General features: G+C 65.2%; 26 protein-coding genes, 1 pseudogene and 1 riboswitch. Of the genes and pseudogenes, 14 read left to right on the top strand and 13 right to left on the bottom strand.

What is annotated here, in order from left to right; translation table 11 throughout:
- Positions 1 to 6 precede the first annotated feature (6 nt).
- The 3 genes from ACVWZT_RS06260 to ACVWZT_RS06250 are packed head-to-tail and all read right to left on the bottom strand — an operon-like array spanning position 7 to position 2,555.
- On the bottom strand, positions 7 to 1,272 hold the full coding sequence (locus ACVWZT_RS06260) for an ABC transporter permease (protein ID WP_457468630.1): 1,266 nt from the start codon (positions 1,270 to 1,272) through the stop codon (positions 7 to 9).
- A complete protein-coding gene (locus ACVWZT_RS06255) occupies positions 1,272 to 1,982 on the bottom strand; it encodes an ABC transporter ATP-binding protein (protein WP_457468628.1) in 711 nt (236 codons plus the stop codon). Before ACVWZT_RS06255 ends, ACVWZT_RS06260 begins: the two co-directional genes overlap by 1 nt.
- A complete protein-coding gene (locus tag ACVWZT_RS06250) occupies positions 1,983 to 2,555 on the bottom strand; it encodes a DUF2796 domain-containing protein (protein ID WP_296235480.1) in 573 nt (190 codons plus the stop codon).
- A gap of 129 nt (positions 2,556 to 2,684) precedes the next feature.
- Between ACVWZT_RS06250 and ACVWZT_RS06245 the strand changes: the two genes are divergently transcribed.
- A complete protein-coding gene (locus ACVWZT_RS06245) occupies positions 2,685 to 3,029 on the top strand; it encodes a hypothetical protein (protein WP_457468626.1) in 345 nt (114 codons plus the stop codon).
- A gap of 40 nt (positions 3,030 to 3,069) precedes the next feature.
- Here ACVWZT_RS06245 and trxA read toward each other — a convergent pair whose 3' ends face one another.
- Genes trxA through ACVWZT_RS06230 form a run of 3 tightly spaced genes read right to left on the bottom strand, consistent with a single transcriptional unit; the run spans position 3,070 to position 5,086 of the window.
- Entirely contained in the window at positions 3,070 to 3,942 is an 873-nt protein-coding gene (gene trxA / locus ACVWZT_RS06240) for a thioredoxin (RefSeq protein WP_457468625.1), read from the bottom strand.
- 31 nt (positions 3,943 to 3,973) lie between these two features.
- Positions 3,974 to 4,633 carry a class I SAM-dependent methyltransferase gene (locus tag ACVWZT_RS06235; protein WP_296235483.1) on the bottom strand — a complete coding sequence of 220 codons (660 nt, stop codon included), beginning with the start codon at positions 4,631 to 4,633 and terminating at the stop codon, positions 3,974 to 3,976.
- Positions 4,634 to 5,086, bottom strand: coding sequence for a YbaY family lipoprotein (locus ACVWZT_RS06230; RefSeq protein WP_296235484.1), 453 nt, complete (start codon positions 5,084 to 5,086; stop codon positions 4,634 to 4,636).
- A gap of 106 nt (positions 5,087 to 5,192) precedes the next feature.
- Here ACVWZT_RS06230 and nrdR point away from each other — a divergent pair, with 106 nt between their 5' ends.
- From nrdR to ACVWZT_RS06175, 11 genes are all read left to right on the top strand, one after another.
- Positions 5,193 to 5,657, top strand: a complete 465-nt coding sequence (gene nrdR / locus ACVWZT_RS06225) for a transcriptional regulator NrdR (RefSeq protein WP_003255402.1) — start codon at positions 5,193 to 5,195, stop codon at positions 5,655 to 5,657.
- Between the two features lie 2 nt (positions 5,658 to 5,659).
- The gene (gene ribD, locus ACVWZT_RS06220) at positions 5,660 to 6,790 is read left to right on the top strand and encodes a bifunctional diaminohydroxyphosphoribosylaminopyrimidine deaminase/5-amino-6-(5-phosphoribosylamino)uracil reductase RibD (RefSeq protein WP_457468624.1); all 1,131 of its coding nucleotides are present in this window, start codon (positions 5,660 to 5,662) and stop codon (positions 6,788 to 6,790) included.
- A 42-nt stretch (positions 6,791 to 6,832) separates the two neighbouring features.
- Positions 6,833 to 7,498, top strand: a complete 666-nt coding sequence (locus ACVWZT_RS06215; protein WP_457468622.1) for a riboflavin synthase — start codon at positions 6,833 to 6,835, stop codon at positions 7,496 to 7,498.
- Positions 7,499 to 7,516: 18 nt separating this feature from the next.
- Entirely contained in the window at positions 7,517 to 8,608 is a 1,092-nt protein-coding gene (gene ribBA / locus ACVWZT_RS06210; protein ID WP_296235487.1) for a bifunctional 3,4-dihydroxy-2-butanone-4-phosphate synthase/GTP cyclohydrolase II, read from the top strand.
- Positions 8,609 to 8,700: 92 nt separating this feature from the next.
- Positions 8,701 to 9,177, top strand: a complete 477-nt coding sequence (gene ribH, locus ACVWZT_RS06205) for a 6,7-dimethyl-8-ribityllumazine synthase (protein ID WP_003255395.1) — start codon at positions 8,701 to 8,703, stop codon at positions 9,175 to 9,177.
- Positions 9,174 to 9,674: a transcription antitermination factor NusB gene (gene nusB / locus ACVWZT_RS06200; RefSeq protein ID WP_289129308.1), complete on the top strand. Its 501-nt coding sequence runs from the start codon at positions 9,174 to 9,176 to the stop codon at positions 9,672 to 9,674. The genes ribH and nusB overlap by 4 nt, the downstream gene beginning before the upstream one ends.
- An 18-nt stretch (positions 9,675 to 9,692) precedes the next feature.
- The gene (gene thiL, locus ACVWZT_RS06195; RefSeq protein ID WP_296235488.1) at positions 9,693 to 10,661 is read left to right on the top strand and encodes a thiamine-phosphate kinase; all 969 of its coding nucleotides are present in this window, start codon (positions 9,693 to 9,695) and stop codon (positions 10,659 to 10,661) included.
- A complete protein-coding gene (locus ACVWZT_RS06190) occupies positions 10,658 to 11,161 on the top strand; it encodes a phosphatidylglycerophosphatase A family protein (RefSeq protein WP_296235489.1) in 504 nt (167 codons plus the stop codon). Before thiL ends, ACVWZT_RS06190 begins: the two co-directional genes overlap by 4 nt.
- 32 nt (positions 11,162 to 11,193) lie before the next feature.
- Entirely contained in the window at positions 11,194 to 11,910 is a 717-nt protein-coding gene (locus ACVWZT_RS06185) for a substrate-binding periplasmic protein (RefSeq protein WP_457472033.1), read from the top strand.
- Positions 11,911 to 12,033: 123 nt separating this feature from the next.
- Complete coding sequence (gene ribA, locus ACVWZT_RS06180; RefSeq protein WP_003260612.1) at positions 12,034 to 12,651, top strand: GTP cyclohydrolase II; 618 nt, start codon at positions 12,034 to 12,036, stop codon at positions 12,649 to 12,651.
- A complete protein-coding gene (locus ACVWZT_RS06175; protein WP_457468619.1) occupies positions 12,648 to 13,067 on the top strand; it encodes an MFS transporter in 420 nt (139 codons plus the stop codon). Before ribA ends, ACVWZT_RS06175 begins: the two co-directional genes overlap by 4 nt.
- Before the next feature lie 23 nt (positions 13,068 to 13,090).
- On the opposite strand, the gene dxs is transcribed toward ACVWZT_RS06175, so the two are convergent.
- From dxs to ribB, 4 genes are all read right to left on the bottom strand, one after another.
- Positions 13,091 to 14,986 carry a 1-deoxy-D-xylulose-5-phosphate synthase gene (dxs, locus tag ACVWZT_RS06170; protein WP_457468618.1) on the bottom strand — a complete coding sequence of 632 codons (1,896 nt, stop codon included), beginning with the start codon at positions 14,984 to 14,986 and terminating at the stop codon, positions 13,091 to 13,093.
- Between the two features lie 105 nt (positions 14,987 to 15,091).
- Positions 15,092 to 15,979 carry a (2E,6E)-farnesyl diphosphate synthase gene (ispA, locus tag ACVWZT_RS06165; protein WP_457468616.1) on the bottom strand — a complete coding sequence of 296 codons (888 nt, stop codon included), beginning with the start codon at positions 15,977 to 15,979 and terminating at the stop codon, positions 15,092 to 15,094.
- Entirely contained in the window at positions 15,976 to 16,218 is a 243-nt protein-coding gene (locus tag ACVWZT_RS06160; protein ID WP_003255380.1) for an exodeoxyribonuclease VII small subunit, read from the bottom strand. The genes ispA and ACVWZT_RS06160 overlap by 4 nt, the downstream gene beginning before the upstream one ends.
- A 134-nt stretch (positions 16,219 to 16,352) precedes the next feature.
- Entirely contained in the window at positions 16,353 to 17,003 is a 651-nt protein-coding gene (gene ribB, locus ACVWZT_RS06155) for a 3,4-dihydroxy-2-butanone-4-phosphate synthase (RefSeq protein ID WP_457468613.1), read from the bottom strand.
- Between the two features lie 80 nt (positions 17,004 to 17,083).
- A riboswitch (FMN riboswitch) is annotated at positions 17,084 to 17,225 on the bottom strand.
- Between the two features lie 92 nt (positions 17,226 to 17,317).
- On the opposite strand from ribB, the gene ACVWZT_RS06150 reads away from it, so the two are divergent.
- Complete coding sequence (locus ACVWZT_RS06150) at positions 17,318 to 18,523, top strand: RtcB family protein (protein ID WP_457468612.1); 1,206 nt, start codon at positions 17,318 to 17,320, stop codon at positions 18,521 to 18,523.
- Positions 18,524 to 18,584: 61 nt separating this feature from the next.
- On the opposite strand, the pseudogene ACVWZT_RS06145 reads toward ACVWZT_RS06150, so the two are convergent.
- The 3 genes and pseudogenes from ACVWZT_RS06145 to ACVWZT_RS06135 all read right to left on the bottom strand — a co-directional run bounded on the left by ACVWZT_RS06145 (position 18,585) and on the right by ACVWZT_RS06135 (position 21,596).
- Positions 18,585 to 19,476: pseudogene (locus tag ACVWZT_RS06145) on the bottom strand (alpha/beta hydrolase).
- 90 nt (positions 19,477 to 19,566) lie between these two features.
- Positions 19,567 to 20,904 (bottom strand): HAMP domain-containing sensor histidine kinase, encoded by a 1,338-nt coding sequence (locus ACVWZT_RS06140; protein ID WP_457468610.1) that lies wholly within the window; start codon positions 20,902 to 20,904, stop codon positions 19,567 to 19,569.
- Positions 20,904 to 21,596, bottom strand: a complete 693-nt coding sequence (locus tag ACVWZT_RS06135; protein ID WP_457468608.1) for a response regulator transcription factor — start codon at positions 21,594 to 21,596, stop codon at positions 20,904 to 20,906. The genes ACVWZT_RS06140 and ACVWZT_RS06135 overlap by 1 nt, the downstream gene beginning before the upstream one ends.
- 181 nt (positions 21,597 to 21,777) lie before the next feature.
- Between ACVWZT_RS06135 and ACVWZT_RS06130 the strand changes: the two genes are divergently transcribed.
- Positions 21,778 to 23,955, top strand: coding sequence for a TonB-dependent siderophore receptor (locus ACVWZT_RS06130; RefSeq protein ID WP_296235497.1), 2,178 nt, complete (start codon positions 21,778 to 21,780; stop codon positions 23,953 to 23,955).
- The last annotated feature ends 12 nt before the right edge of the window (positions 23,956 to 23,967 follow it).

Below are 23,967 nucleotides of genomic sequence, written 5' to 3'. Positions count from 1 at the left end.
CGGCTCTCAAAGGTGAATGGACAGGCCATCGGCCAGCGACTGCCGGTAGGCCCGCCACGCCGGCACGCTGCCCATCAGCAGCGCGGCCCCCAGGATGATAGCCAGCAATGTCCACTCATGAGCACTGGGCAGTGCCAGTGGCAGATACAAACCATAGTTGGCCTGCACGTACCCCTGTGCCAGGGCGATACCGGCATACAGCAAGCCAAGCCCGGCGATGATCCCGACTGCTGCCAGCGATAATGCTTCAAGTACCAGCAGCCCCGCGATATGCCAAGGCCTGGCGCCAACCGAGCGCAATATCGCCATCTCCCGCCGACGCTCGTTCAGGCTGGTAAGAATCGCCGTGAGCATACCGATCAGGCCGGTCAGCACCACGAACAGCGAGACCACGAACAACGCCTGCTCGGCAGTCCCCATCAGGCTCCACAATTCCTGCAGGGCCACCCCGGGCAGGATCGCCAGCAACGGCTCGTTGCGGTATTCGTTGATTTCCCGCTGCAGGCTGAAGGTGGCAATCTTGTTATTCAGGCCAAGCATGAAGGCGGTTATTGCGGCAGGTTGCAGGTCCATCGTGCGCGCTTGCTCAGCGCTGATGCGCCCGGCTCCCCGGGCCGGCACGCCGTTGTGCCAGTCGATGTGGATGGCTTGCATGCCGCCCAGGCTGATATGCAGGGTGCGGTCCACCGGCGTACCGGTGCGCTTGAGCACGCCGACCACGGTGAACGGTTTGTCGTCATGCTTGACCAGGCTGACCGCGGCTACACCGTGCGCCAGTACCAGCTTGTCGCCTGGCTTGTAGCGCAGGGCATCCGCCACTTCGGCACCGATTACCACTTCGAACGGGTCATCGGCAAACGCGCGGCCCTGGCTGAGCTCCAGGTGCTGGCGGCGACCGTACTGGTAATGGCTGAAGTAGTCGCCGGTAGTGCCCATCACCCGATAGCCGCGGTGCGAGTCGCCCAGCGAGATTGGGATGGCCCACTTCACCCGCGGGTCATTGGCGTAGTGCTGGTAGCTGTCCCAGCGAATGTTGTTGGTGGCGTTGCCGATGCGAAACACCGAGTACAGCAACAGGTTCACCGAGCCGGAGCGGGCACCGACGATCAGGTCGGTGCCGCTGATGGTGCTGGCGAAGCTGGCGCGGGCCTCGGTACGCACCCGCTCGACGGCCAGCAACAGGCACACCGAAAGGGCGATGGCAAAGGCGGTGAGGAAAGCAGTGAAGCGGCGGTTGGCCAGGCTGGCCAAGGCAAGGCGAAGCAGGTACATCAGGCCTCCCGGGGCTTGGCGGCACGGTTGAGTTCGGCCAGCGACAGGTGACGGTCGAACAGCGGCGCCAGGCTCTGGTCATGGCTGACGAACAGGAGGCTGGCGCCAGCGGCGCGGCATTCATCGAACAGCAGGCGGATGAAGGCTTCGCGGGTATCGGCATCCAGGGCCGAGGTCGGCTCGTCGGCGATCACCAGTTCGGGCTGACCGATCAGCGCGCGGGCAGCGGCAACCCGTTGCTGCTGCCCGATCGACAGGCTGTCGGCGCGGCGGGCGAGCAGGGCGGGGTCGTCCAGGCCCAGATGCGCCAGCAGTGTACTGGCCGCCAGGCCGACACTGCCATGGCGCTGCTCGGCGCGGGCCTTGCGGTTGCGCGAGAAGCGGCAGGGCAGCTCGACGTTCTCGCGTACCGAGAGGAACGGCAGCAGGTTGAATTGCTGGAAGATATAGCCGGTGTGGTCAACCCGGAAGCGGTCACGCGCGCCCTGGCCCAGGCTGCCGAGGTCCTGACCGAGCAACTGGATGCGCCCCTGGCCCGGCACGTTCACCCCGCCCAGCAAGCCCAGCAAGGTGGTCTTGCCGCTGCCGCTGGGGCCCTTGAGGAACAGGGCCTCGCCAGCGTCCAGCCGGAACACCGGAATGTCCAGCAGCGCGGGCTGGCCTGGCCAGGCGAACACCAGGTCGCGCAGTTCGATCAACGGCTGGCGCATTCAGAACGCGACCGCTGCCTTGGCCGGCGTGGTTTCCAGGCCTTTCTGGCCGTTGGGGCCGATCAGTTGCACGTTGATTTTCTGCATGGCCGGAAAGGCCTTGAACAGCGGCGCGAGGTCCAGTTGTGCCAGTTTATCCGGGCTGGCGCAGGTCAGCTGGTAATGGGCACCGATGTCGCTGTGCGCGTGCTCGTGGTCATGATCGTCGTCGTCAGCTTTCGGGGCGTCACCGAACAGCGGGCTTTGCAGCTCTTGCTGGTCTTCCTTGCAGTCGGCGGCAGCCGGCAGGCCGAACAGTTTCAGCGGCTGTTCGAGTTGCTGGCGTGCTGCCGCGACCTTGGCCTTGTCGGCATCGCTGCTGGCGGCATGTTCGAAGCCGACCAGGTTCATGGCGGGGCTATCCAGCTCCAGCTCCAGCGTAGTGCCGTCGAGCACGGCGTTGAGCCTGGCCACGCCATGCTCGTGGGCACCCAGGGTGCCGTGGGCGTGGTCATGATCATGGTCATCGTCGTGGGCTTGGGCCACGACCAGGGGCAGCAAGGCGAAGGGCAAGGCGAGCAACAGGCGACGCATGGACGACTCCGGGGCAGGCGGGAAGATTGAGTTATGTTATAACAACTTTTCCGCGCGCCGCCAGTCTGCGTGGCGCAGGTTTCATGTTCGGGTAGCATGGTTGCATTGACCTTGCTCAAGGAATGCATCATGAGAATTCGTGGACAGATCGGTGACTGGCCGGTGGACCTGACCATCGAGCTGGAGCCGGAAGAGTGGGCGCAACTGCGGCGGCAGGTGGAGCTGCCAGAGCCGGCACAGGCGGCCGTAGCGGCAGCAGTGGCGGCGCCGCGCCCGGATGACGGGCAGTGGACTGCGGCGCGCGATGTGTTGTGCCTGGCAGGGCAGCTGAGCGGGCCGCAGCTGCTGGATCGGCTGGAAGGGCTGGCGGGGAGTACGGCAGCGGCTAAGCGGCTGCTGGTGCGCTTGCGGCACAGCAGCGAAGTGAAGGTGGAAAGTGGCGTGGATGCGCCGGTTTATCACTGGGTGGGGTGAGATTCAGGGAATTCGGGGCCGCAAAGCGGCCCCGATATTCTCAGAACATTGCCGCTGAAAGCTTGCGACGGTACACGCTGACCAGCGGGTGGTCGCCGCCCAGCAATTCGAACACCTGCAGCATCGCCTTCTGTGGCAAGCCGTTTTCATAACCACGGTTACGCTGGAACAGCTTCAGCAACCCGTCCAGCGCCGCCTCATACTGCTGGCGCGCCAGCTGCTGCACGCTCAGCTGGTAGGCCGCCTCGTCGTCCTGCGGGTTCTGCGCCAGACGGCTCTTCAGGTCAGCCACCTCCGGCAAGCTGGCGGCCTGACGCAGGAAAGTCAGCTGGGCTTTGGCACCGGCCAATGCGGCTTTATGCTCGTCAGTCTTGACCGCGTCCAGTACCACCTGGGCTTCACCCAGCTCACCGCGTTCGGCCAGGCAGCGGGCGTACAGGATCAACGCCTCGGCATTGCTGTTGTCCTCCCCGAGAAGCGCCTGCGACAGCGCCTCGGCCTCGGCAAAGCGGCTTTCGGCGAACAGCGCCTTGGCCTGCTCCAGCGGCGAAGCGGTGGGCGCTGCAGGCAATTGCACGTGCGGCTCGAGCATGGCACGGATCGCCGACTCTGGCTGGGCTCCGGCGAAACCGTCCACCGGCTGGCCATCCTTGAACAGCACCACGGTCGGCAGGCTGCGGATGCCGAACTGGGCAACCACCTGTTGCTCCACGTCGCAGTTGATCTTGGCCAGCAGCAGCTCGCCCTGGTAGCCCTCGGCGATCTTCGCCAGCAATGGCATCAGCGCCTTGCAGGGTGCGCACCACTCGGCCCAGAAGTCGACCAGTACCGGTTTGTGGAAGGAGTTCTCGATCACCAGTTGCTGGAAGGTGGCATCGGTGGCGTCGAAAATGTACGGCGTGTCTTGGCTCATCGCGACTCTCGCAAACTCATGGATGGCACCACTATAAGGTCTCGCGGCTGGCATGGTACAGGCTGACCCGGCGGAATTCGTGTGGCTCGGCCAGGTCCGGTAGCGTCAGGGCTTCGAGTACCCCCAGCTGCTGGTAGAGCGGGTGGCTGAAATCGCGGACTCGCGAGTCGGCCACCAGCGCCTGATGGCCGCGGTCGAGGAATGCGTCCAGCAGCGGCAGGTTGGCGCGGTCATACAGAACATCGGCAACCAGGATCAGGTCGAAGCAGTCTTCTTCGGCGAAGAAGTCGCTGCTGTAACCCAACTCCACTCCATTCAGCGCAGCATTCGCGCGGCAGGCCTCAAGGGCTAGCGGGTCGAGGTCGCAGGCCACCACCTCCAGCGCACCGGCGCGGGCGGCGGCAATGCCGGCGATACCCGAGCCGGCGCCAAAATCCAGTACCCGCTTGCCGGCGACCCACTCGGGGCGCTCGGCCAGGTAACGGGCCATGGCCAGACCACTGGCCCAGCAGAAGCTCCAGTATGGCGGGTCTTCCAGAATACGCCGGGTCTCTTCGCTGCTGAAGGCGCGGTCCATGTTCTGCTCGTCGATCAACCACAGCTTCAGGTCGCAGCCGGGCAGTTCGCTGACGATCAGGCGCGCTTCGCCGATCAGGCCACTGAGCGCCTGTTGCAGGGCAAGCGGCGCCACTTATGGCGCCTTCTCGAAACGCAGCGGGCCGGTGGCCTGGTTCTGGGCCTGGGTAATGCGCACGGGCGGCAGGTGCAGGATCAGCTGGCCTGAGCGACTGGCGCGGCCGCGCAGCTCGACCCGGGCACCGGCGGGGAAGGCCTCTGGGTTGAAGCGCAGTTGGTAGGGCAGGGCCTGGCCGGTGCCGGTCAGGTTGCTGCTCGCCAGCAGGCGCTGTGGGCGGTCGCGTTCGTCGATGACCAGCAAGGCCAGTTCGACCTCGGCCCCGGCCGGGATCTCCAGCAAGGTGCCGCTCAACTCGCGCTGGTAGGCCGGCAGCGGGCCCGGTGCGTCGGCCGGCTTGGCCACCCGGGCTGGCGTGGGCGCCGCAGGGGTATCGGGCTTCGGCCTGTCGCTGCCACAGGCGGCGAGCAGGGCGGCGCAGCACAGCACGACGAGCGCTCGGTAGTGCATGGGGTAGTCCTTCACGGGCAGATTTCCCATGGATGTTAACCCCTTTGGCTTGTCTTGCCAGTGGGATGCGCTACCATGGCCCTCCCTTTTTTTGTTGCCTGCCACCATGCACTGTCCCTTTTGCGGTGCCAACGACACCAAGGTCATTGATTCTCGCCTCGTCGCCGAGGGCGAGCAGGTGCGCCGCCGCCGCGAATGCGTGGCCTGTGGCGAGCGCTTCACCACCTTCGAAACGGCCGAACTGGTACTGCCCCGGCTGATCAAGCAGGACGGCACGCGCCAGCCTTTCGACGAAGAAAAACTGCGCGCCGGCATGCAACGGGCCCTGGAAAAGCGCCCGGTGAGCGTCGAGCGCCTGGAAGCAGCGCTGGCCCACATCAAGAGCCGTCTGCGCGCCACCGGCGAGCGGGAAGTCAAGTCGCTGGTGGTCGGTGAAATGGTCATGGCCGAACTGCGCAAGCTCGACGAAGTGGCCTATATCCGCTTTGCCTCGGTTTACCGGCGCTTCCAGGACCTCGACGAGTTCCGCGAAGAAATCGACCGCCTGGCACGTGAGCCGGCCAAAGAGTGAGCATGCCCAGCCAGACTGCCATCCTCGATGCCCACTACATGGCCCGCGCGCTGCAACTGGCGCGCCAGGGCCTGTACAGCACCCACCCGAACCCGCGTGTCGGCTGCGTGATCGTGCGCGATGGCGAAGTGGTTGGCGAAGGCTGGCACGTACGCGCCGGCGAGCCGCATGCCGAGGTGCATGCCTTGCGCCAGGCCGGTGAGCGTGCCCGTGGTGCCTGTGCCTACGTCACCCTGGAGCCGTGCAGCCACCATGGCCGCACGCCGCCGTGCGCCGAAGCGCTGGTCAAGGCCGGCGTGGCGCGAGTGGTCGCCGCCATGCAGGATCCTAACCCGCAAGTGGCGGGGCAAGGTCTGCGGCGCCTGGCCGAGGCCGGTATCGAAGTGGCCAGCGGGGTGCTCGAGGGCGAGGCCCGCGCGCTCAACCCGGGCTTCCTCAAGCGCATGGAACATGGCCTGCCGTTCGTTCGCGCCAAACTGGCGATGAGCCTGGACGGCCGCACGGCCATGGCCAGCGGTGAAAGCCAGTGGATCACCGGCCAGGCCGCGCGTTCGGCCGTGCAGCGTCTGCGCGCCCGGTCCAGCGTGGTGCTGACCAGCGCCGCCAGCGTGCTGGCCGACAATGCGCGGATGACCGTGCGCGGCGCCGAGCTGGGCCTGGATGCTGAAAGCACCGCGCTGGCGCTCAGCCGTGCACCGCTGCGCGTGCTGGTCGATGGCCGCCTGCGCCTGCCGCTGGACGCGCCGTTCTTCCAGGCCGGCCCGGCCCTGGTGGTGAGCGCTGTCGCGGATGACCCGCGGTATGCCGCTGCCGGCCACGAGCTGCTCAGCCTGCCGGGCGATAATGGCCAGGTCGACCTGCCTGCGCTGCTGCAGGCCCTGGCCGCCCGTGGCGTCAACGAAATTCTGCTGGAGGCCGGTGCCGGCCTGGTGGGTGCCTTTGCCCGGCAGGGCCTGATCGACGAGTACCAGTTGTTCGTCGCTGGCACCTTCCTAGGCAGTCATGCCCGCCCGCTGCTGGACTGGCCACTGGGAAAGATGAGCGAAGCGCCGCGGCTGAAAATTACCGGAATGCGCGCAGTGGGCGATGACTGGCTGGTCACGGCCGTCCCCCTGCCGGCGCCCGGCGTATAATGCCCGGCTTGCCCTGCGCAAACCGTTTCTGAGGAAGACCCAATGTTCACCGGCATCATCGAATCCATCGGCACCATCCGCAGCCTCACCCCCAAGGGTGGCGACGTGCGCGTCTACGTCGAGACCGGCAAGCTCGACCTGGGTGACGTCAAGCTCGGCGACAGCATCGCCGTCAATGGCGTGTGCCTGACGGCCGTCGAATTGCCGGGCGACGGCTTCTGGGCCGACGTCAGCGTCGAAACTCTCAAGCGTACCGCCTTCATCGACCTCAGGAGTGGCAGCAAGGTCAACCTGGAAAAGGCCCTGACCCCCACCACTCGTCTGGGCGGGCACCTGGTCAGCGGCCACGTCGACGGGGTTGGCGAAATCATCTCGCGCAGCGATAACGCCCGCGCCATCCAGTTCCGCGTGCGTGCACCAAAGGACCTGGCCAAGTACATCGCCCACAAGGGTTCGATCACCGTCGACGGCACCAGCCTGACGGTCAATGAGGTCAATGGCGCCGAGTTCGAGCTGACCATTGTCCCGCACACCCTGTCCGAAACCATCATGGCCGACTACCGCGCAGGGCGTCGGGTCAACCTTGAGGTCGACTTGCTGGCCCGTTACCTGGAGCGCTTGCTGCTGGGTGACAAGGCCGCCGAACCGAGCAAGGGCAGTGGCATTACCGAAAGCTTCCTGGCCGCCAACGGCTTCTTGAAATCCTGATTGAGAAGGGGGTGCCGCGTGGCGCTCAACAGCATCGAAGAACTGGTCGAAGACATCCGCCAGGGCAAAATGGTCATCCTCATGGATGACGAAGACCGCGAGAACGAAGGCGACATCATCATGGCCGCCGAGTGCTGTCTGCCTGAGCACATCAACTTCATGGCCAAGCACGCCCGCGGCCTGATCTGCATGCCGATGACCCGCGAGCGTTGCGAAACGCTGAAGCTGCCGCTGATGGCGCCGCGCAACGGCTCGGGCTTCGGCACCAAGTTCACCGTGTCGATCGAAGCCGCCGAAGGCGTTACCACCGGCATTTCCGCCGCCGACCGAGCGCGTACCGTGCAGGCCGCCGCTGCCAAGGACGCCAAGGCCGAAGACATCGTCAGCCCTGGCCACATCTTCCCGCTGATGGCCCAGCCCGGCGGCACCCTGGCCCGCGCCGGCCATACCGAGGCGGCCTGCGACCTGGCGCGCATGGCCGGTTTCGAGCCGAGCGGGGTGATCTGCGAAGTGATGAACGACGACGGCACCATGTCGCGCCGCGCCGAGCTGGAAGTGTTCGCCGCCGAACACGGCCTGAAGATCGGCACCATCGCCGACCTGATCCACTACCGCATGATCCACGAGCGCACCGTGCAGCGCGTTTCCGAGCAACTGATCGAGAGCGAGCTGGGCGAATTCAACCTGGTCACCTACCGTGACGCGGTCGAAGGTGATGTGCACATGGCCCTGACCCTGGGCAAGATCTGCGCCGAAGAGCCAACCCTGGTGCGCGTGCACAACATGGACCCGCTACGCGACCTGCTGCTGGTCAAGCAGCCGGGGCGCTGGAGCCTGCGCGCCGCCATGGCTGCCGTGGCCGAGGCCGGCAGCGGCGTGGTACTGCTGCTGGGCCACCCGCTGGATGGCGACGTGCTGCTGGCACACATCCGCGAAAGCGCTGGCGAAGCGCCGGTCAAGGCACCGACCACCTACAGCACCGTGGGTGCCGGTTCGCAGATCCTGCGCGACCTGGGGGTGCGCAAGATGCGCCTGATGAGTTCGCCGATGAAGTTCAACGCGATATCCGGATTCGATCTGGAAGTTGTAGAATACGTGCCCTCCGAGTGACTTGAGGCGGCAAATGCGCCGTCCAGCTCGAGTCCATACCCCTGTCGAGGCCGCCAGCAAGCGGCCTCGCTCTTGAAGATGAGAATATCGGAATGACCCTGAAGACCATCGAAGGTACCTTCATCGCCCCCAAAGGTCGCTATGCTTTGGTGGTTGGCCGCTTCAACAGCTTCGTCGTCGAAAGCCTGGTAAGCGGTGCCGTTGATGCCCTGGTACGCCACGGTGTCAGCGAAAGCGACATCACCATCATCCGTGCCCCGGGTGCGTTCGAAATCCCGCTGGTGGCACAGAAAGTCGCCCAGCAAGGTGCCTACGACGCGATCATCGCCCTCGGCGCAGTGATCCGTGGCGGTACCCCGCACTTCGAATACGTGGCGGGCGAATGCACCAAGGGCCTGGCCCAGGTGTCCATGGAGTTCGGTGTTCCGGTGGCCTTCGGCGTGCTGACCGTCGACTCCATCGAGCAAGCCATCGAGCGTTCCGGCACCAAGGCCGGCAACAAAGGTGCTGAAGCTGCCCTGTCCGCTCTGGAAATGGTCAGCCTGCTGGCGCAGTTGGAGGCCAAGTGATTAGCGACGAAAGCGATCGTTTCAACCCGCGCGATCCAAAACCTGCGGATGCCGGCAAGCCGTCGAAGAGCGCCAAGCGTCGCGAAGCCCGCAAGCTCGCGACCCAGGCGCTGTACCAGTGGCACATGGCGCAGCATTCGCTGAACGAGATCGAAGCGCAATTTCGGGTCGATAACGATTTTTCCGATGTTGATGGCGCCTACTTCCGCGAGATCCTGCATGGGGTCCCGGCGATCAAGAGCGACATCGACAACGCCCTGAAGCCATGCCTGGACCTGCCACTGGACGAACTTGATCCGGTCGAGCTGGCCGTGCTGCGCCTGTCCACCTGGGAGTTCATCAAGCGCGTCGACGTACCGTACCGCGTAGTGATCAACGAGGGTGTCGAGCTGGCCAAGGTCTTCGGTGCCACCGACGGCCACAAGTTCGTCAACGGTGTGCTGGACAAGCTGGCGCCGAACCTGCGCGAAGCAGAAGTCAAGGCGAACAAGCGCTGATCCTGGCGCAGCTAGCCCATGGGTGAGTTCGAACTGATCAACCATTACTTCGCCGCCGCGCCTTGCGCGCAAGGTGGCGAGGGCGTGGCCCTGGGTATCGGCGACGACTGTGCCCTGCTGGACCTGCCCCCTGGCGAGCAACTGGCAGTGTCCACCGACACCCTGGTCGCCGGCGTGCATTTCCCCGCGGTGTGCGATCCGCTTCTGTTGGGGCAGCGGTCGTTGGCCGTGGCGGCCAGTGACCTGGCGGCCATGGGCGCGACTGCCATAGGCTTCACCCTTGCGCTGACCTTGCCCGACGTCGGCCCAGAGTGGCTCGAGGCTTACGCCAACGGCCTCAGCCGCATGGCCCATCGTTGCCGCATGAGTCTGATCGGCGGCGACACCACTCGGGGCCCGTTGAGCATAACCGTTACCGTGTTCGGCCGTGTGCCCGTCGGCCAGGCCTTGCGCCGTAGTGGCGCGCGGCCAGGCGACCTGCTGTGTGTGGGCGGTTCGCTGGGCAAGGCTGCCGGTGCTTTGCCGCTGGTGCTGGGTGAGCGACAGGCGCCTGCCGAGCAGGCCAAGCCGCTGCTGCGTCATTACTGGGCGCCGATGCCGCAGTTGACCCTCGGCACGTGGCTGCGAGGCCGCGCGACGGCTGCGCTGGATATCTCCGACGGCCTGCTCGCCGATTGTGGCCACATCGCCAAGGCGTCCGGGGTCGCCATCGAGGTGAACCTGGCCCAGGTACCAGTGTCTGCTGATGTGGAGGCGCTACTGGGGCGCGAGGCCGCACTGCAGGCGGCGCTTAGCGGAGGCGATGATTACGTGCTGGCCTTTACCTTGCCGCGTGAAGCACTTGCACCCCTGACGAGCCTGGGTTTCATCGAAGTGCATGTCATTGGCCGCGTGGTCGAAGGACAGGGCGTGACCTTGCGCGACGCGCGAGGCCGGGACATCACCCCCGCGCAACGCGGCTACCAACATTTCAGGGAGACACCGTGACCGATCACCCCAACCAGGTGCCTGCGGAGTTCGTTCCGCCTTCGGTCTGGCGCAACCCCTGGCATTTCATCGCCTTCGGCTTCGGCTCCGGCACTTTGCCCAAGGCCCCGGGGACCTGGGGCTCGCTGGTCGCCATTCCGTTCATCCCGCTATGGCAAATGCTGCCTGACTGGGGCTACTGGCTGCTGCTCGGCGTGAGCATGCTGTTCGGCTTCTGGTTGTGCGGCAAGGTCGCCAATGACTTGCGTGTGCATGACCATGAAGGCATCGTCTGGGATGAAATCGTCGGCATGTGGATAACCCTCTGGCTGGTGCCGGAGGGCTGGCAGTGGCTGCTGGCGGGTTTCCTGATGTTCCGCTTCTTCGACATCCTCAAGCCGTGGCCGATCCGCTGGATCGACCGCCATGTGCATGGGGGTGTCGGGATCATGCTCGACGATATCCTGGCTGGTGTGTTCGCCTGGCTGGGCATGCAGGTGTTGGTGTGGGCGTTCGCCTGATTCAGCGGCATCTGAGGGCGCTACTGCTGGGCATGCTGCTCAGCCTTGCCCCGTGGGCCGCCGCTGCCGAAGGCGTGCCCAGGCAAATCCACCTGGTCAGCGAGACATGGCTCGACTACACCAACGCCAACGGTACCGGGTTGGCCTGGGATGTCCTGCGCAAGGTGTTCGAGCCGGCCGGGGTCAAGGTGGCGATCCAGAGCGCACCCTACAGTCGTGCGGTGGGCCTGGTCAAACGTGGCGAAGCGGATGCCTGGGTGGGCTCGTACAAGGAAGAGGACGCCGACAACCTGTATCCGCGCTGGCACTTCGACATGGACCACATCTACGCCTTGGGCCTGGCCAGCAAACCCGTGCCTACCCGGGACACTATCGGCCAGTACCGTCTGGTCTGGGTGCGTGGCTACAATTTCGGCCGTTACTTGCCCAATGTGCGCGATGCCCGGGAAGTGCAACGTCGCGAAGGCATCCTGCCGATGCTCGAACATGATCGGGTGGACTTCTATATCGATGCGCGGACCGAGGTCGATCACGTGCTCGGCCAGACCTCCCAACCCGAGCGTTTCCGCCGTGCCCATGTCGCCGAACTGCCGTTGTACCTGGCCTTCGCCCGCAACGACCGGGCCAAGGCCCTGCGTGATCTGTTCGACAAGCGGATGGCTGAGCTGGTACGCCGTGGCGAACTGAAGCCGATTTTCGAACACTGGCAACAGCCGTATCCGTTCACGTCGGGCAGCAAACCACAATAAGACCCGAAACTGTCAGCATCGAACTTTTCGATCTTACCCCACGGTATTCAGCCAGCGCACAGCCGCCAACCTGCTGATACAATCGGCCCACTAGAAATTTCCTACTGATTTCAGGAGCACAACGTGCCCGTCGTCTTTGTTGCCGCCTCTAAACTCCCGACTCCCTTCGCGACCTTCACCATGCATGGTTTCCTCGACGAAGCCACGGGGCGTGAGCATGTGGTGCTCAGCCTGGGTGACATCGCGGATGGCCAGCCGGTGCTGGGGCGCTTGCACTCCGAGTGCCTGACCGGCGACGCCCTGTTCAGCCAGCGCTGTGACTGTGGCTCGCAACTGGAAGCGGCATTGCAGGCCATCGCCCGCGAAGGCCGTGGCGTGCTGCTGTACCTGCGCCAGGAAGGCCGGGGTATTGGCCTGCTGAACAAGATTCGTGCCTATGAACTGCAGGATGGTGGCGCCGATACCGTCGAAGCCAACGAACGCCTGGGCTTTGCCGCCGACCAGCGCGACTATGCCATGTGCCTGCCGATGCTGGAGCATCTGGGCGTGAAGTCGCTGCGCCTGATGACCAACAACCCGCGCAAGGTCAAAGCCCTGACCGACATGAACATCGTCGTCGCCGAGCGCGTGCCGCTGCACACCGGGCACAACCCGCACAACCGCTATTACCTGGCAACCAAGGCCGGCAAGCTCGGTCACATGCTGGGTAACGAGCACCAGGGCGAGGTGCCCCAGGCGTGACCCGCGCCGAGGTCAAGCGGCGCCTGGCGCTGGCCTGGTGGCAGTACCTGGCGGTGGGCCTGGTGCCGCTGCCGGTCATGGCCTGGGCCTTTGGCGGTGGTGATGCGCTGGTGCCGGTACTGGCCATGCCGCTGTTCATTGCCGGGGCGGCGACCATGTTCCTCAGCCTGCCGCGTTTTGCTGCCTACAAGCGCGCGTTGATTGCCACCTCGCAGGTACTTGGCACCGGTGACGAACCCGCTGCCTGGATCGAGCTGGCACGTGTCCGGCGCCTGGCCATGCTGTATGCCTGCTTCCCGGCCTGGGTCGCTGCGCTGTCGGTGCTGGTCGGCCTTGAGGCGGTACCGCAGATTCTGCTGGCGTCGTCCACCGTGGTGGTGCTGTACCTCTACCGCATTCCGCGCCAGCTCGGCTGACTCCTGCTGCCTGGCCCGGCGGATTACAGCCCGAGCCTGGCCATCCGGGCCTGCACCGAAGCCCCGATCCCGGCCGCATCCAGGCCACACTCAGCCAGCATTTGCGCAGGCTTGGCATGCTCGACGTAGATGTCCGGCAGCCCCAGGTGCAGCAGCGGTTTCACGATCGCCTCGTTGGCCAGGAACTCGCCAACCGCTGCACCCGCACCGCCCATGATGGCGTTCTCTTCGATGGTCACCAGCAATTCATGAGTATCGGCCAGCTCCAGCACCAGGGCCTGGTCCAGCGGCTTGACGAAGCGCATGTCGACTACCGTGGCGTTGATCTGCTCAGCCACTTGCATGGCCTCGGCCAGTTGCACGCCGAACACCAGCAAGGCGACTTTCTCGCCCTGGCGACGGACTACGCCCTTGCCGATTTCCAGCGGTTCCAGGTCGCCGCTGATCGGCGCGTTGGGGCCGGTGCCGCGTGGGTAGCGCACTGCCGCCGGGCCGTTGTACAGGTGGCCGGTGCTGAGCATCTTGCGTAGCTCATTCTCATCGCTCGGCGTCATCACCAGCATGCCGGGGATGCAGCGCAGGTACGACAGGTCGTAGCTGCCTGCATGGGTCGGGCCGTCTTCGCCGACCAGGCCGGCGCGGTCGATGGCGAACAGCACGTCGAGGTTCTGCACCGCCACATCGTGGATCAGCTGGTCATAGGCGCGCTGCAGGAAGGTGGAATAGATCGCCACCACCGGCTTGCTGCCCTCGCAGGCCATGCCGGCCGCCAGGGTCACGGCATGTTGCTCGGCTATCGCCACGTCGAAGTAACGCTCCGGGTAACGCTCGCTGAAAGCGACCAGGTCGGAGCCTTCCTTCATCGCCGGGGTGATGCCCACCAGGCGGCTGTCGGCGGCGGCCATGTCGCACAGCCACTGGCCGAACACGGCGGAATACTTGGGGCCGCTGGTTTTTTTCGGCGCGACGGGCTTGTCTACCGGCTCCAGCTTGGTGATGGCGTGATAGCCGATCGGGTCAAGTTCGGCCGGGGCGAAGCCTTTGCCTTTCTTGGTCACCACATGCAGGAACTGCGGGCCCTTGAGGTCACGCATGTTGCGCAGGGTGGCGATCATGGTTGGCAGGTCATGGCCGTCGATCGGGCCGATATAGTTCCAGCCCAGCTCTTCGAACAGCGTACCCGGCACCAGCATGCCTTTGGCGTATTCCTCGGTGCGGCGGGCGATTTCCCAGGCGCCTGGCAGGCGCGACAGCACTTTCTTGCTGCCTTCGCGCATGCTCGCGTAGGTGCGGCTGGAGAGGATCTTGGCCAGGTAGTTGGACAGGCCGCCGACATTGCGCGAAATCGACATGTCGTTGTCGTTGAGGATCACCAGCATGTCGGCGTTGACCTCCTGGGCGTGGTTCAACGCCTCGAAGGCCATGCCGGCGGTCAGCGCGCCGTCACCGATCACCGCGATCGACTTGCGCGCGCTGTTCTGCAGACGGGCGGCAATGGCCATGCCCAGCGCAGCGCTGATCGAGGTGCTGGAATGGCCGACGCCGAAGGTGTCGTACTCGCTCTCGCTACGGCGTGGGAAGGCGGCGATGCCGTCTTTCTGGCGCAGGCTGAGCATGCGCTTACGGCGCCCGGTGAGGATCTTGTGCGGGTAGGCCTGGTGGCCGACGTCCCACACCAACCGGTCGTCCGGGGTGTCGAAGACATAGTGCAGGGCAATGGTCAGCTCGATGACGCCCAGGCCGGCACCAAAATGCCCACCGGTCTGGCCCACGGTGTAGAGCAATTCCTGGCGCAGTTCGTCGGCCAGGGTCTCCAGGTCGGCTTCTGCCAGCCGGCGCAGGCCGGCAGGCGTGTCAGCGCGGTCGAGCAACGGCGTGACCGGGCGTTCGCGGGGGATCTCTTGAAACGTCGTGGGCATCAGGCGAGTCGTTATAGGTGTGTAAGACGCGGCAGTTTACCCCATTGTAGGAAATACTGCCCATTCAGACGGGTGTCGCACGGGCCGCACGGCGGCCCCAGGCAATCAGTTGCGCCGTTCGACAATGTAGCGCGCCAGCGCGCGTAGCGGTTCGGCCTTGTCGTCAAACCCTTGCAGGGCGCCCAGCGCCTGGTCGCGCAGTTCGATGGCATAGGCCTTGGCCGCGTCCAGGCCCAGCAGCGCCGGGTAGGTCGGTTTGTCGCGGGCGATGTCGGCGCCCTGGCGCTTGCCGAGGGTCGCGGTGTCGCTTTCCACGTCGAGGATATCGTCCTGCACCTGGAACGCCAGGCCAATGGCCTGGGCATAGGCCTGCAAGGCGTCCAGTTGCGCCTGTTCGGCACGGGCACTGGCCAGGGCACCCAGGCGCACGCTGGCTTCGATCAGCGCGCCGGTCTTGTGCCGGTGCATGAGCTCCAGGGCCTGCTGGTCCAGTTTCAGGCCGACCGAGCCGAGGTCGATGGCCTGACCGCCGACCATGCCCGCCGGGCCGGCAGCCTTGGCCAGCGCCTGGACCATGGCCAGGCGGATGCTGTCGGCCTGTGGGCTCAGGCGCGGGTCGAGCAGGGCACTGAAGGCCAGGCTCTGCAAACCATCGCCGGCGAGAATGGCACAGGCTTCGTCGAATGCCTTGTGAGTGGTTGGCTGGCCTCGGCGCAGGTCGTCGTCATCCATCGCCGGCAGGTCGTCATGCACCAGCGAATAGGCGTGGATGAGTTCCACCGCACAGGCTGCGCCGTTGGCCTGTTCGGCCGGGGCCCCGAGGGCTTCGCAGGCCGCGTAGGCCAGCAGCGGGCGTACCCGCTTGCCGCCGTTCATCACGCTGTAGCGCATGGCCGCGTAGAGGCGTTCGAGTTCCCGGATCGGGGCGACGAACAACGGCTCGAGTGCGGCGTCGACCCGCGCCTGGCAGCTGGCCTGGTAGGTGCCGATCATGCTTCCGGCTCCGCGTCGAAAGGCTGCGCGGCCAGCTCGCCATCGCGCTCCAGCAGGATCTGCACCTTCTGTTCAGCCTGGGCCAGGGCGCCCTGGCAATCCCGGGTCAGGGCGATGCCTTGTTCGAAGGCGGCCAGCGACTCTTCCAGCGACAATTCGCCGTTCTCCAGGCGCTCGACCAGGGCTTGCAGGTCTGCGAGGGATTGCTCGAAATCGAGGGAGGCTTTTTTGCGGGCCATGGCGACTGTCTCGGTGGCATTCAGAACGGCGCGACACTAGCAGAGCGGGGCGGGGGGAGCAAACTTCGGGGGCAAGTAGGTCGCTTTCAACGGCCATTCGCGGGCGTACCCGCGAATGGCTCCAAGGTGACCTGTCAGGCTGGCTCGGCTTCCAGCGCCAGCATCGCTTCACGGTACTGCGCCAGTTCCTCGATGGTCAGCACCGGCAGATTGTACTGCCGCGCATACACCGCCACCTGCTCGCCGCGCGCCATGCTGCCGTCGGGGTTCATCAGCTCGCACAGCACCGCCGCCGGGCGCAGGCCTGCCAGGCGCGCCAGGTCCACCGAACCTTCGGTGTGCCCACGGCGGGTCAGCACCCCGCCATTGCGCGCGCGCAACGGGAATACATGGCCCGGGCTGACGATATGGCGCTGCCCTGCGGTAGAGCGCAGTGCTGCGGCGATGGTGGTGATGCGGTCCTGGGCGGAAACCCCGGTGGTGATCCCTTCGGCCGCCTCGATGGTGACGGTGAAGCCGGTGCCGTGGCGCGCCTGGTTGTTCTGCACCATCGGTGCCAGCTGCAGCTCGTCGACGGTTGCTTCGTCCAGGCACAGGCAGACGATGCCGCTGCAATCGCGAATCATCATGGCCATGGTCTGCAGCGAGATGTTCTCGGCGGCGGCAATGATGTCCGCTTCGTCCTCGCGGTCGTCATCGTCGAGCAGCAACACAGGGCGCCCGGCCTGGAAGGCGGCGATGGCGGCGCTGACATTGGGGAATTGCGGGTGGCGCTGGGTGGACATGAAACGCTCCTCGTGAATGATCGATGAACGTCTCGGGGCGAACAAAATGCGCGCACAGGGACGCCCGGATGGCCCCTGCCTGACGCCTTCTTTCATCCGGACTATGACCGTCGGCCCTGGAATTGCACCAGATCTGCTGACCCCCGGCATGGCCGGGGCGCTCGCGGGCTCATCTTTCGATTTACCGCCGGTGGGGACTTTCACCCCGCCCTGAAGACGGGCCAAGCATACCGCACCTCGCCACCCCGCTGGCAACCCACGGTTCTACGACCTTTGGCGGTATCATGCCGGTATGGCCCTTCAGGAACAGCCCCATGGACATTCTCCAGGTTGCCGGCGGCAAGCCGGTCAAGTTATGGACCGACGGCGTGCCGGTCGAGGACGACGCCCGCCGGCAATTGCTCAATACCGCCAGGATGCCGTTCATCTTCAGGCACCTGGCGGTGATGCCGGACGTGCACTTGGGCAAAGGTTCGACCATTGGCAGCGTGATCCCGACCGTTGGCGCGATCATTCCTGCGGCGGTGGGGGTAGACATCGGCTGCGGCATGATCGCTGCGCGCACCTCGCTGCACGCCCGCGACCTGCCGGACCACCTGCACGGCCTGCGCAGCGCCATCGAGCAGGCGGTGCCGCATGGCAAGACGTTCGGCAAACATGACCAGGGCGCCTGGGACGATGTGCCGGCCCAGGCCGACAAGGCCTGGGGGCGGTTGGCCGGGCGCTTCAAGGCCATTACCGACAAATACCCGCGCCTGGCGAAGACCAACAACCGCCAGCACCTGGGCACGCTGGGTGGTGGCAACCACTTCATCGAGGTGTGCCTGGACGAGGCCGACCGTGTCTGGTTCATGTTGCACAGCGGCTCGCGGGGTGTAGGCAATGCCATTGGCAACCTGTTCATCGAGCTGGCCCAGGCCGACATGCGCCAGCACCTGGCCAACCTGCCGGACAAGGACCTGGCTTACTTCGAGGAAGGCAGCCGCCATTTCGCCGACTACGTGGAAGCGCTGGAATGGGCGCAGGACTATGCCCGGCAGAACCGCGAGCTGATGATGCTGGCGGTGGTCGGTGCCGCCCGCAAGGTGCTGGGCAAGCCGTTCGAGGCCAGCCTGGAAGCGGTGAACTGCCACCACAACTACGTGCAGCGCGAGCAGCATTTTGGCCGCGAAGTGCTGGTGACGCGCAAGGGCGCGGTGTCGGCGCAGAAAGGGCAGCTGGGCATCATTCCTGGCTCGATGGGGGCCAGGAGCTTCATCGTGCGTGGGCTGGGTAACGAGGAATCGTTCTGTTCCTGCAGCCATGGCGCCGGGCGGGTGATGAGCCGGACCAAGGCCAAGAGCCGCTTCACCGTGGAGGACCAGCGACGGGCCACGGCGCATGTGGAATGCCGCAAGGACAAGGAAGTGATCGACGAGATCCCGATGGCCTACAAGGATATCGATGCGGTGATGCGCGCGCAGCAGGATCTGGTCGAGGTGGTGCACACCTTGCGCCAGGTGGTGTGTGTGAAGGGCTGACAGCTATGCTGTCTGGACCGGCCGTTTCGCGGGTAGGCCCCGCGAGAAGGCCAGTGCAGGTTTATCGGGACATCCCTTCAATCACCCGCTTCAGCGAGGCCGCGAACATCGGCCCATGCCCCAGCCCGTCAAACCGCTCGAACCGCAGCTGCAACCCCGGAACCTTGGCCAGGTCTGCCACCAGCTCCTGCGCCGCCCGCTCTGCATCGCCTTGCACCGGCATGCGCGGGTTCGCCGGCTCCTCACTCCCGCGCATCAGCAACAACCGAGGCCGGCTGTTACCCAAGCGCTGGCCGAACCGCTGCGCCTCACGCACGATCGCACCGTCACGCCACCACAGCGAAGGGCTGGCCGCAACATAGTCACTGAAAGCCCCCGGCCGGGGTAAACAGCGCATGCAGCACGGCCAGCCCACCATAGGAGTGCCCCCACAACGTCTGCTGCTGCAGGTCGATCGGTGCCACACCCGCCACCAGCGGCCGCATGCGCTCGCTCAGCAGATCGAGAAATGCATCCACGCCACCGCTCGGTTGCCCGGTCAACGGGTCCAGTTGCTCAGCCTGCCCAGGCAGCGCCGGGGTGTAGTCATAGGTACGCCCGACCCGCTCGATCCGCTGATCGGTCTGGTATCCCACGGCCACCAGCAATGGCGCTTGTCCAGCGGCAAGCTTGCCCAGCAGTTGGCCGTCCAGTGCCCCCAGCGCGGCGTTGCCATCGAGCATCCACAGTACCGGGTAACCGGCCGCTGGCGCCGGGCGGTCTGGTTTGCCGACCCACAAGCGGTAATGACGCTGGCCATCGGCCGAGTCCAGATCGAGCTGGCTGAAGCGGTAGGCCAGGTCCTCGCGCTGCAGCAGCGAGGTATCCATCCTCTGTCCATGTTCGGGCTGCGCCATAGCAGCGGGGGCCACAAGGGACAGTGCCAAGGCCAGCGTCAGGGTCATCTTGCTCATCAGGTGTCTCGTCAGGGCTTCGCAAGTAGCGCAAGGCAGGAACGGCCAGATGATAATCAGTCCTGATTGAGGGTAAAGCGCATTAACTTTCTAAACAGTCCTGGCTACTGGCAATGTGATGTGCAGGCACAGGCCTGGGTGGCCATTGCTGGCCCACACACGACCGCCTTGTAGTTCGATGGCGCGGCGGGCGATGGCCAGGCCCAGGCCGAAGCCCGCGCCGCTGTCGGCCAGCCGCTGGTAGGGTTCGAAGATGCGTTCGAGCTCGGCGTGCGGGACCCCCGGGCCTTGGTCGCTGAGGCGCAGGTGCCAGCAGTCGCCGTCCAGCCACCCGTCCAGGCACACCCGGCCATCGCTCGGCGAGTGGCGGATGGCATTGCGCATGAGGTTTTCCAGGGCTTGGGCCAGGCTGTCGAGGTGTGCCTGTACCACACAGTCGGTGCCGAGCGAGCAGGGCAGGCGGGCGCGGTCCCAGCCGCTTTCGAAACAGATGTCCTGACTCAAGGCTTCCCACACCGAAACCATCAACACCGGTTCGGTCGGCAAGCTGGGCTGTTCGGTGTCCATCCAGGCCAGGTCCAGCGTATCTTCCAGCAGCTTCTGCATGTCGGTGACCTCGCGGTCCAGGCGCTCACGCAACTGGGCTGGCGGCAAGCCGCTGTCATGGGCGATGCGCAGCCGCGCCAGCGGCGTACGCAGTTCGTGCGACAGCGTGCGCAGCAACAGGCGCTGCTGCTCCAGGCTCTGGCGCAGGCGCCCGGCCATGTGCTCGAAGGCCTGCGCCAGTTCACCCAGCTCATCGCGCCGTTCCAGCAGGGGCAGGGCGGGGCTGGCAAAGTCGTCGGCACGCAGCGCGTCGGCGCGGTCGCGCAGGCGATTCAGGGGCACCACAAGGTGGCGGTACAACGCCAGACCCAGCAGCAGGGCGAGCAGTGTGGGGGCCACGCCATGGGTGATTACATGGGTCCATGGCGTCAGCCCGGTGGGCAGCAGGTGCTCGGGCAGTTGGATTACCAGGCGGCCGTGCTCGGGGTGTTGCGGGAACTCGATGCTGACGTAGGGCAGTTCATCCTGCAGGCGCCGGCTCATCGGCCAGTCGAGCTTGCGCATGAAGGTCAGGTGGCTGGCTTCCTCGGCGCTCAGCGGTGTGCTGCCAAGGCTTTGCAGGTGCGGCCCGACCAGCGCCACCCAGGTGCCCTCGGCCTGTGCCAGTTGCCTGCGCCAGGCCTCGGCCCCCTCCGCGCCGCCTTGCTCCCAGGCTTGTTCGGCTTGCTGTGCAAAGCGCGCCAGGTAGTCCTGGTCGGCCTGGGACAGGAAGTAGGAACTGCGTTCCACCGACAGGCCCCAGGTCCAGATCAGCCAAGTCAGCAACAGGCAGAAGCCGACCTGCAGTACGGCCAGTTTCCACAGCAAGGGATGACGGCGCATCAGGCCTGGTCCGCTTCGACCAGGATGTACCCTTGGCCGCGTACGGCCTGGATCTGCAGGTGCTGGGCCGCGATGTCAGCCAGCTTGCGGCGCAGGTTGCACACATGCACATCGAGGCCTCGGTCCAGGCGGGTATAGGCCCGGTGCAGCACGGTCTGGTAGAGAAATGGTTTGCTCAAGGCTTCGCCGGGGTGGGCCAGCAGGGTGGCCAGCAAGCGGAATTCGGAGGCAGTGAGGCCGGCAGACTTGCCGTTGTGGATCAGGTCCTGGCGGTCCTGGTCGAGCATCAATTCGCCGACGTCGGCACGCAACGCCGTACCCCGATCGAAGGCCACACGCCGCAGCAGGGCATCGGCCCGGGCGTCCAGTTCGGCCAGGCTGAAGGGTTTGGGCAGGTAATCGTCCGCGCCACGGGTAAAGCCAGTGATGCGGTCCTGCTCGGCCCCCAGCGCCGACATCAGCATGACCGGCACCGCCTGCTGCCGACGCAACTCGTCGAGCAGGCTGAGGCCATCGATACCCGGCAGCATGATGTCCAGCAGCACCAGTTCGAAGCGTGATTGCTGTATGGCGTTCAGGGCCTGGGCGCCAGTGGCGCAGGCGTGTACCCGGAACCCGCGGTTGAGGAAATGGCGTTCCAGGTCCTGACGCAGGCGTGGGTCGTCTTCGGCAAGGAGGAGTGAGGTGGACACGGCGAGCCTTGAATGAGAACTCATATCAGTTGCGAATCATCCCATTGCCAATAGGGTTCGGGCAACGCCTGGATACGTTAAGAAGGTTAATCCTGCTGCACCCGCAGTTTCCCTTCGGTATCGTTCGCAAAAAGCAACTTGTTTCGTTTGCGAATTATTGTCATTGGGGCGAGGGTGTGACATGAGCAGTTTCAGGAGTATGGGGTGCCGGCGACCGGTTCGGGGCTGGCTGGTGCTGGGGTTGCTGGCGCCGTTTTCATTGACGGCACTGGCCGAGACGGTAGCAACCCGGGCGCCGGCCGACGACAGCGCGCTCGACTTGCCGGCATTGACCATCGAAGGCAATCGCCTGTACGACATGCTGCCGTCGGAAGAAACCGGCGGCTATAGCGTGGATGCCGCCACCGTGGGCACCAAGACCCCTGCAGCGCTCAAGGACATCCCGCAATCGATCACCGTCTACACCCAGGACTATGTAAAGGACCGCCAGTTCGTGCACCTTGATGACCTGGCCAAGTACACCGCCGGCCTGCGAACCCTGACCAACGACAGTGGCCGTTCGTCGATCTACGCCCGTGGCTACGAGTACAGCGAGTTCAATATCGACGGCCTGCCGGCGCCCATGGCCAGCATCTTCGGTACAGTACCGTCGCTGGCGGCTTTCGACCGTGTCGAGATCATGCGTGGCCCGGCCGGGCTGTTCAGCAGTACCAGCGAACTGGGCGGCATCGTCAACATGGTGCGCAAGCGCCCGACCGCCGAGTTCCATGGCCACGTCGAAGGCAGCTATGGCACCTGGGACACCAACCACGAAGAAATCGACCTGAGCGGGCCGCTGGATGATGCCGGCCGCGTACGCGGGCGCTTCATCGCCTCGCGTGACGACAGCAATGGCGAGGTCGACTACAACGCCAACACCAGCAACAGCTACTACGGTGCGCTGGACGTCGACCTGGACGAAGCCACCACCCTGTCGTTCGGCCTGATTCACGAAGTGAAGAACATCACGCCGCACAACGGCTACCCGGCTACACTGGGCGGCGAAGTGCCCGACTTCAGCCATTCCCGCTTCCTTGGCGCGGACTGGAACTACTTCGACGGCAAGACCACCGACCTGGTCGCCGAGTTGACCCACCGCTTCGACAACGGCGGCTATGGCCGTGTCGCTGCCCGTGGCTCGCACCGCGACACCAATTACCTGTACGCCTTCACCGCGACCAACGGCAGCACTGGCGCCAACTCCGAGCGCGCCAGCGCCCGCGATTTCACCCAGGACACCTACTCGCTGGACGCCAGCTACAGCCAGCCGTTCGAAACCTTCGGCCAGGTCAGCGAGTTCGTGGTCGGCAGCGACTACAAGAACTACGACACCGAGTACCTCAACGGCACCACCAACCTGGGCGCCATCAACGTCAATACCTACTCGCCGAAGCAGTTTGCCAAGCCATCGCCCAACTACAGCACCGAGACCGGCACACAGGAAGAGGAATACGGCCTTTACTCCAAGGTCACCTTCCGCCCGGTCGAGCGTCTGGCGCTGATCGCCGGGGGCCGCTTCAGCTGGTACCGCGGTGATTTCTACACAACCACCCTCAGTAGCGGCGCTACCACCAACGACAGCAAGCGCGTGGATGGCCACTTCACCCCGTATGGCGGCCTGGTCTACGACCTGACCGAGAACCATGCGCTGTACGCCAGCTATTCGCAGGTGTTCAAGCCGCAGTCCGACACCGACAGTAATGGCCGGGTGCTCAAGCCGCGTGAGGGCGAGCAGTACGAGTTCGGTCTCAAGAGCAGCTACTTCGGCGGCGACCTGAATACGCGCCTCTCGGTGTTCCGCCTGACCGACAGGAACCGCGCGACCACCGTGTATGACGCCGACGGTGTGGCTACCAATGACGCTGTTGCATCCGGCAAGACCCGTGTGAAGGGCGCCGAAGTGGAAGTGAGCGGCAAGCTGACGCCGAACTGGGAAGTGCTGGCCGGCTACACCTGGATGGAAACCGAAACCCTCAAGGGCGACGCCGAAACCACCTTCTTCATCATGCCGCGCAACCAGGCATCGCTGTGGAGCAAGTACACCATCAGCCAAGGTTTGCTGAACGGCCTGGCCATCGGTGGCGGTATTTCGGCGATGAGTAACTTCTACTCCGAGAACGGCGGTGTGCGTATCGACGCGCCAGGCTATGCGACGGTGGATGCAATGCTGTCGTACCCGGTTACCTCGAAGCTGACGGCCACCTTCAACATCAACAACCTGTTCGACCGGGACTACCTGTCGCGGGTGGGGTCGACCTCGACGTTCAATTTCTACGGACCATCGCGGAGCATGATGGTTGGGGCGCGGTACGACTTCTGATAATCAGAATTT

The sequence above is a fragment of the Pseudomonas sp. TE21394 genome (genome assembly GCF_054057835.1).
This window is presented reverse-complemented; position numbering and strand designations above follow the sequence as displayed.

Coding starts and splice junctions, on each gene's coding strand:
- ribH (WP_003255395.1), top strand. CDS start 8,701: ATGACCCTGAAGACCATCGAAGGTACCTTCATCGCCCCCAAAGGTCGC.
- dxs (WP_457468618.1), bottom strand. CDS start 14,986: ATGCCCACGACGTTTCAAGAGATCCCCCGCGAACGCCCGGTCACGCCG.
- ACVWZT_RS06140 (WP_457468610.1), bottom strand. CDS start 20,904: ATGCGCCGTCATCCCTTGCTGTGGAAACTGGCCGTACTGCAGGTCGGC.
- ACVWZT_RS06245 (WP_457468626.1), top strand. CDS start 2,685: ATGAGAATTCGTGGACAGATCGGTGACTGGCCGGTGGACCTGACCATC.
- ribD (WP_457468624.1), top strand. CDS start 5,660: ATGCCCAGCCAGACTGCCATCCTCGATGCCCACTACATGGCCCGCGCG.
- nrdR (WP_003255402.1), top strand. CDS start 5,193: ATGCACTGTCCCTTTTGCGGTGCCAACGACACCAAGGTCATTGATTCT.
- ACVWZT_RS06150 (WP_457468612.1), top strand. CDS start 17,318: ATGGACATTCTCCAGGTTGCCGGCGGCAAGCCGGTCAAGTTATGGACC.
- ribB (WP_457468613.1), bottom strand. CDS start 17,003: ATGTCCACCCAGCGCCACCCGCAATTCCCCAATGTCAGCGCCGCCATC.
- ACVWZT_RS06185 (WP_457472033.1), top strand. CDS start 11,194: ATGCTGCTCAGCCTTGCCCCGTGGGCCGCCGCTGCCGAAGGCGTGCCC.
- ACVWZT_RS06160 (WP_003255380.1), bottom strand. CDS start 16,218: ATGGCCCGCAAAAAAGCCTCCCTCGATTTCGAGCAATCCCTCGCAGAC.
- ACVWZT_RS06215 (WP_457468622.1), top strand. CDS start 6,833: ATGTTCACCGGCATCATCGAATCCATCGGCACCATCCGCAGCCTCACC.
- trxA (WP_457468625.1), bottom strand. CDS start 3,942: ATGAGCCAAGACACGCCGTACATTTTCGACGCCACCGATGCCACCTTC.
- ACVWZT_RS06250 (WP_296235480.1), bottom strand. CDS start 2,555: ATGCGTCGCCTGTTGCTCGCCTTGCCCTTCGCCTTGCTGCCCCTGGTC.
- ACVWZT_RS06130 (WP_296235497.1), top strand. CDS start 21,778: ATGAGCAGTTTCAGGAGTATGGGGTGCCGGCGACCGGTTCGGGGCTGG.
- ACVWZT_RS06230 (WP_296235484.1), bottom strand. CDS start 5,086: ATGCACTACCGAGCGCTCGTCGTGCTGTGCTGCGCCGCCCTGCTCGCC.
- ispA (WP_457468616.1), bottom strand. CDS start 15,979: ATGATCGGCACCTACCAGGCCAGCTGCCAGGCGCGGGTCGACGCCGCA.
- ACVWZT_RS06260 (WP_457468630.1), bottom strand. CDS start 1,272: ATGTACCTGCTTCGCCTTGCCTTGGCCAGCCTGGCCAACCGCCGCTTC.
- ACVWZT_RS06255 (WP_457468628.1), bottom strand. CDS start 1,982: ATGCGCCAGCCGTTGATCGAACTGCGCGACCTGGTGTTCGCCTGGCCA.
- thiL (WP_296235488.1), top strand. CDS start 9,693: ATGGGTGAGTTCGAACTGATCAACCATTACTTCGCCGCCGCGCCTTGC.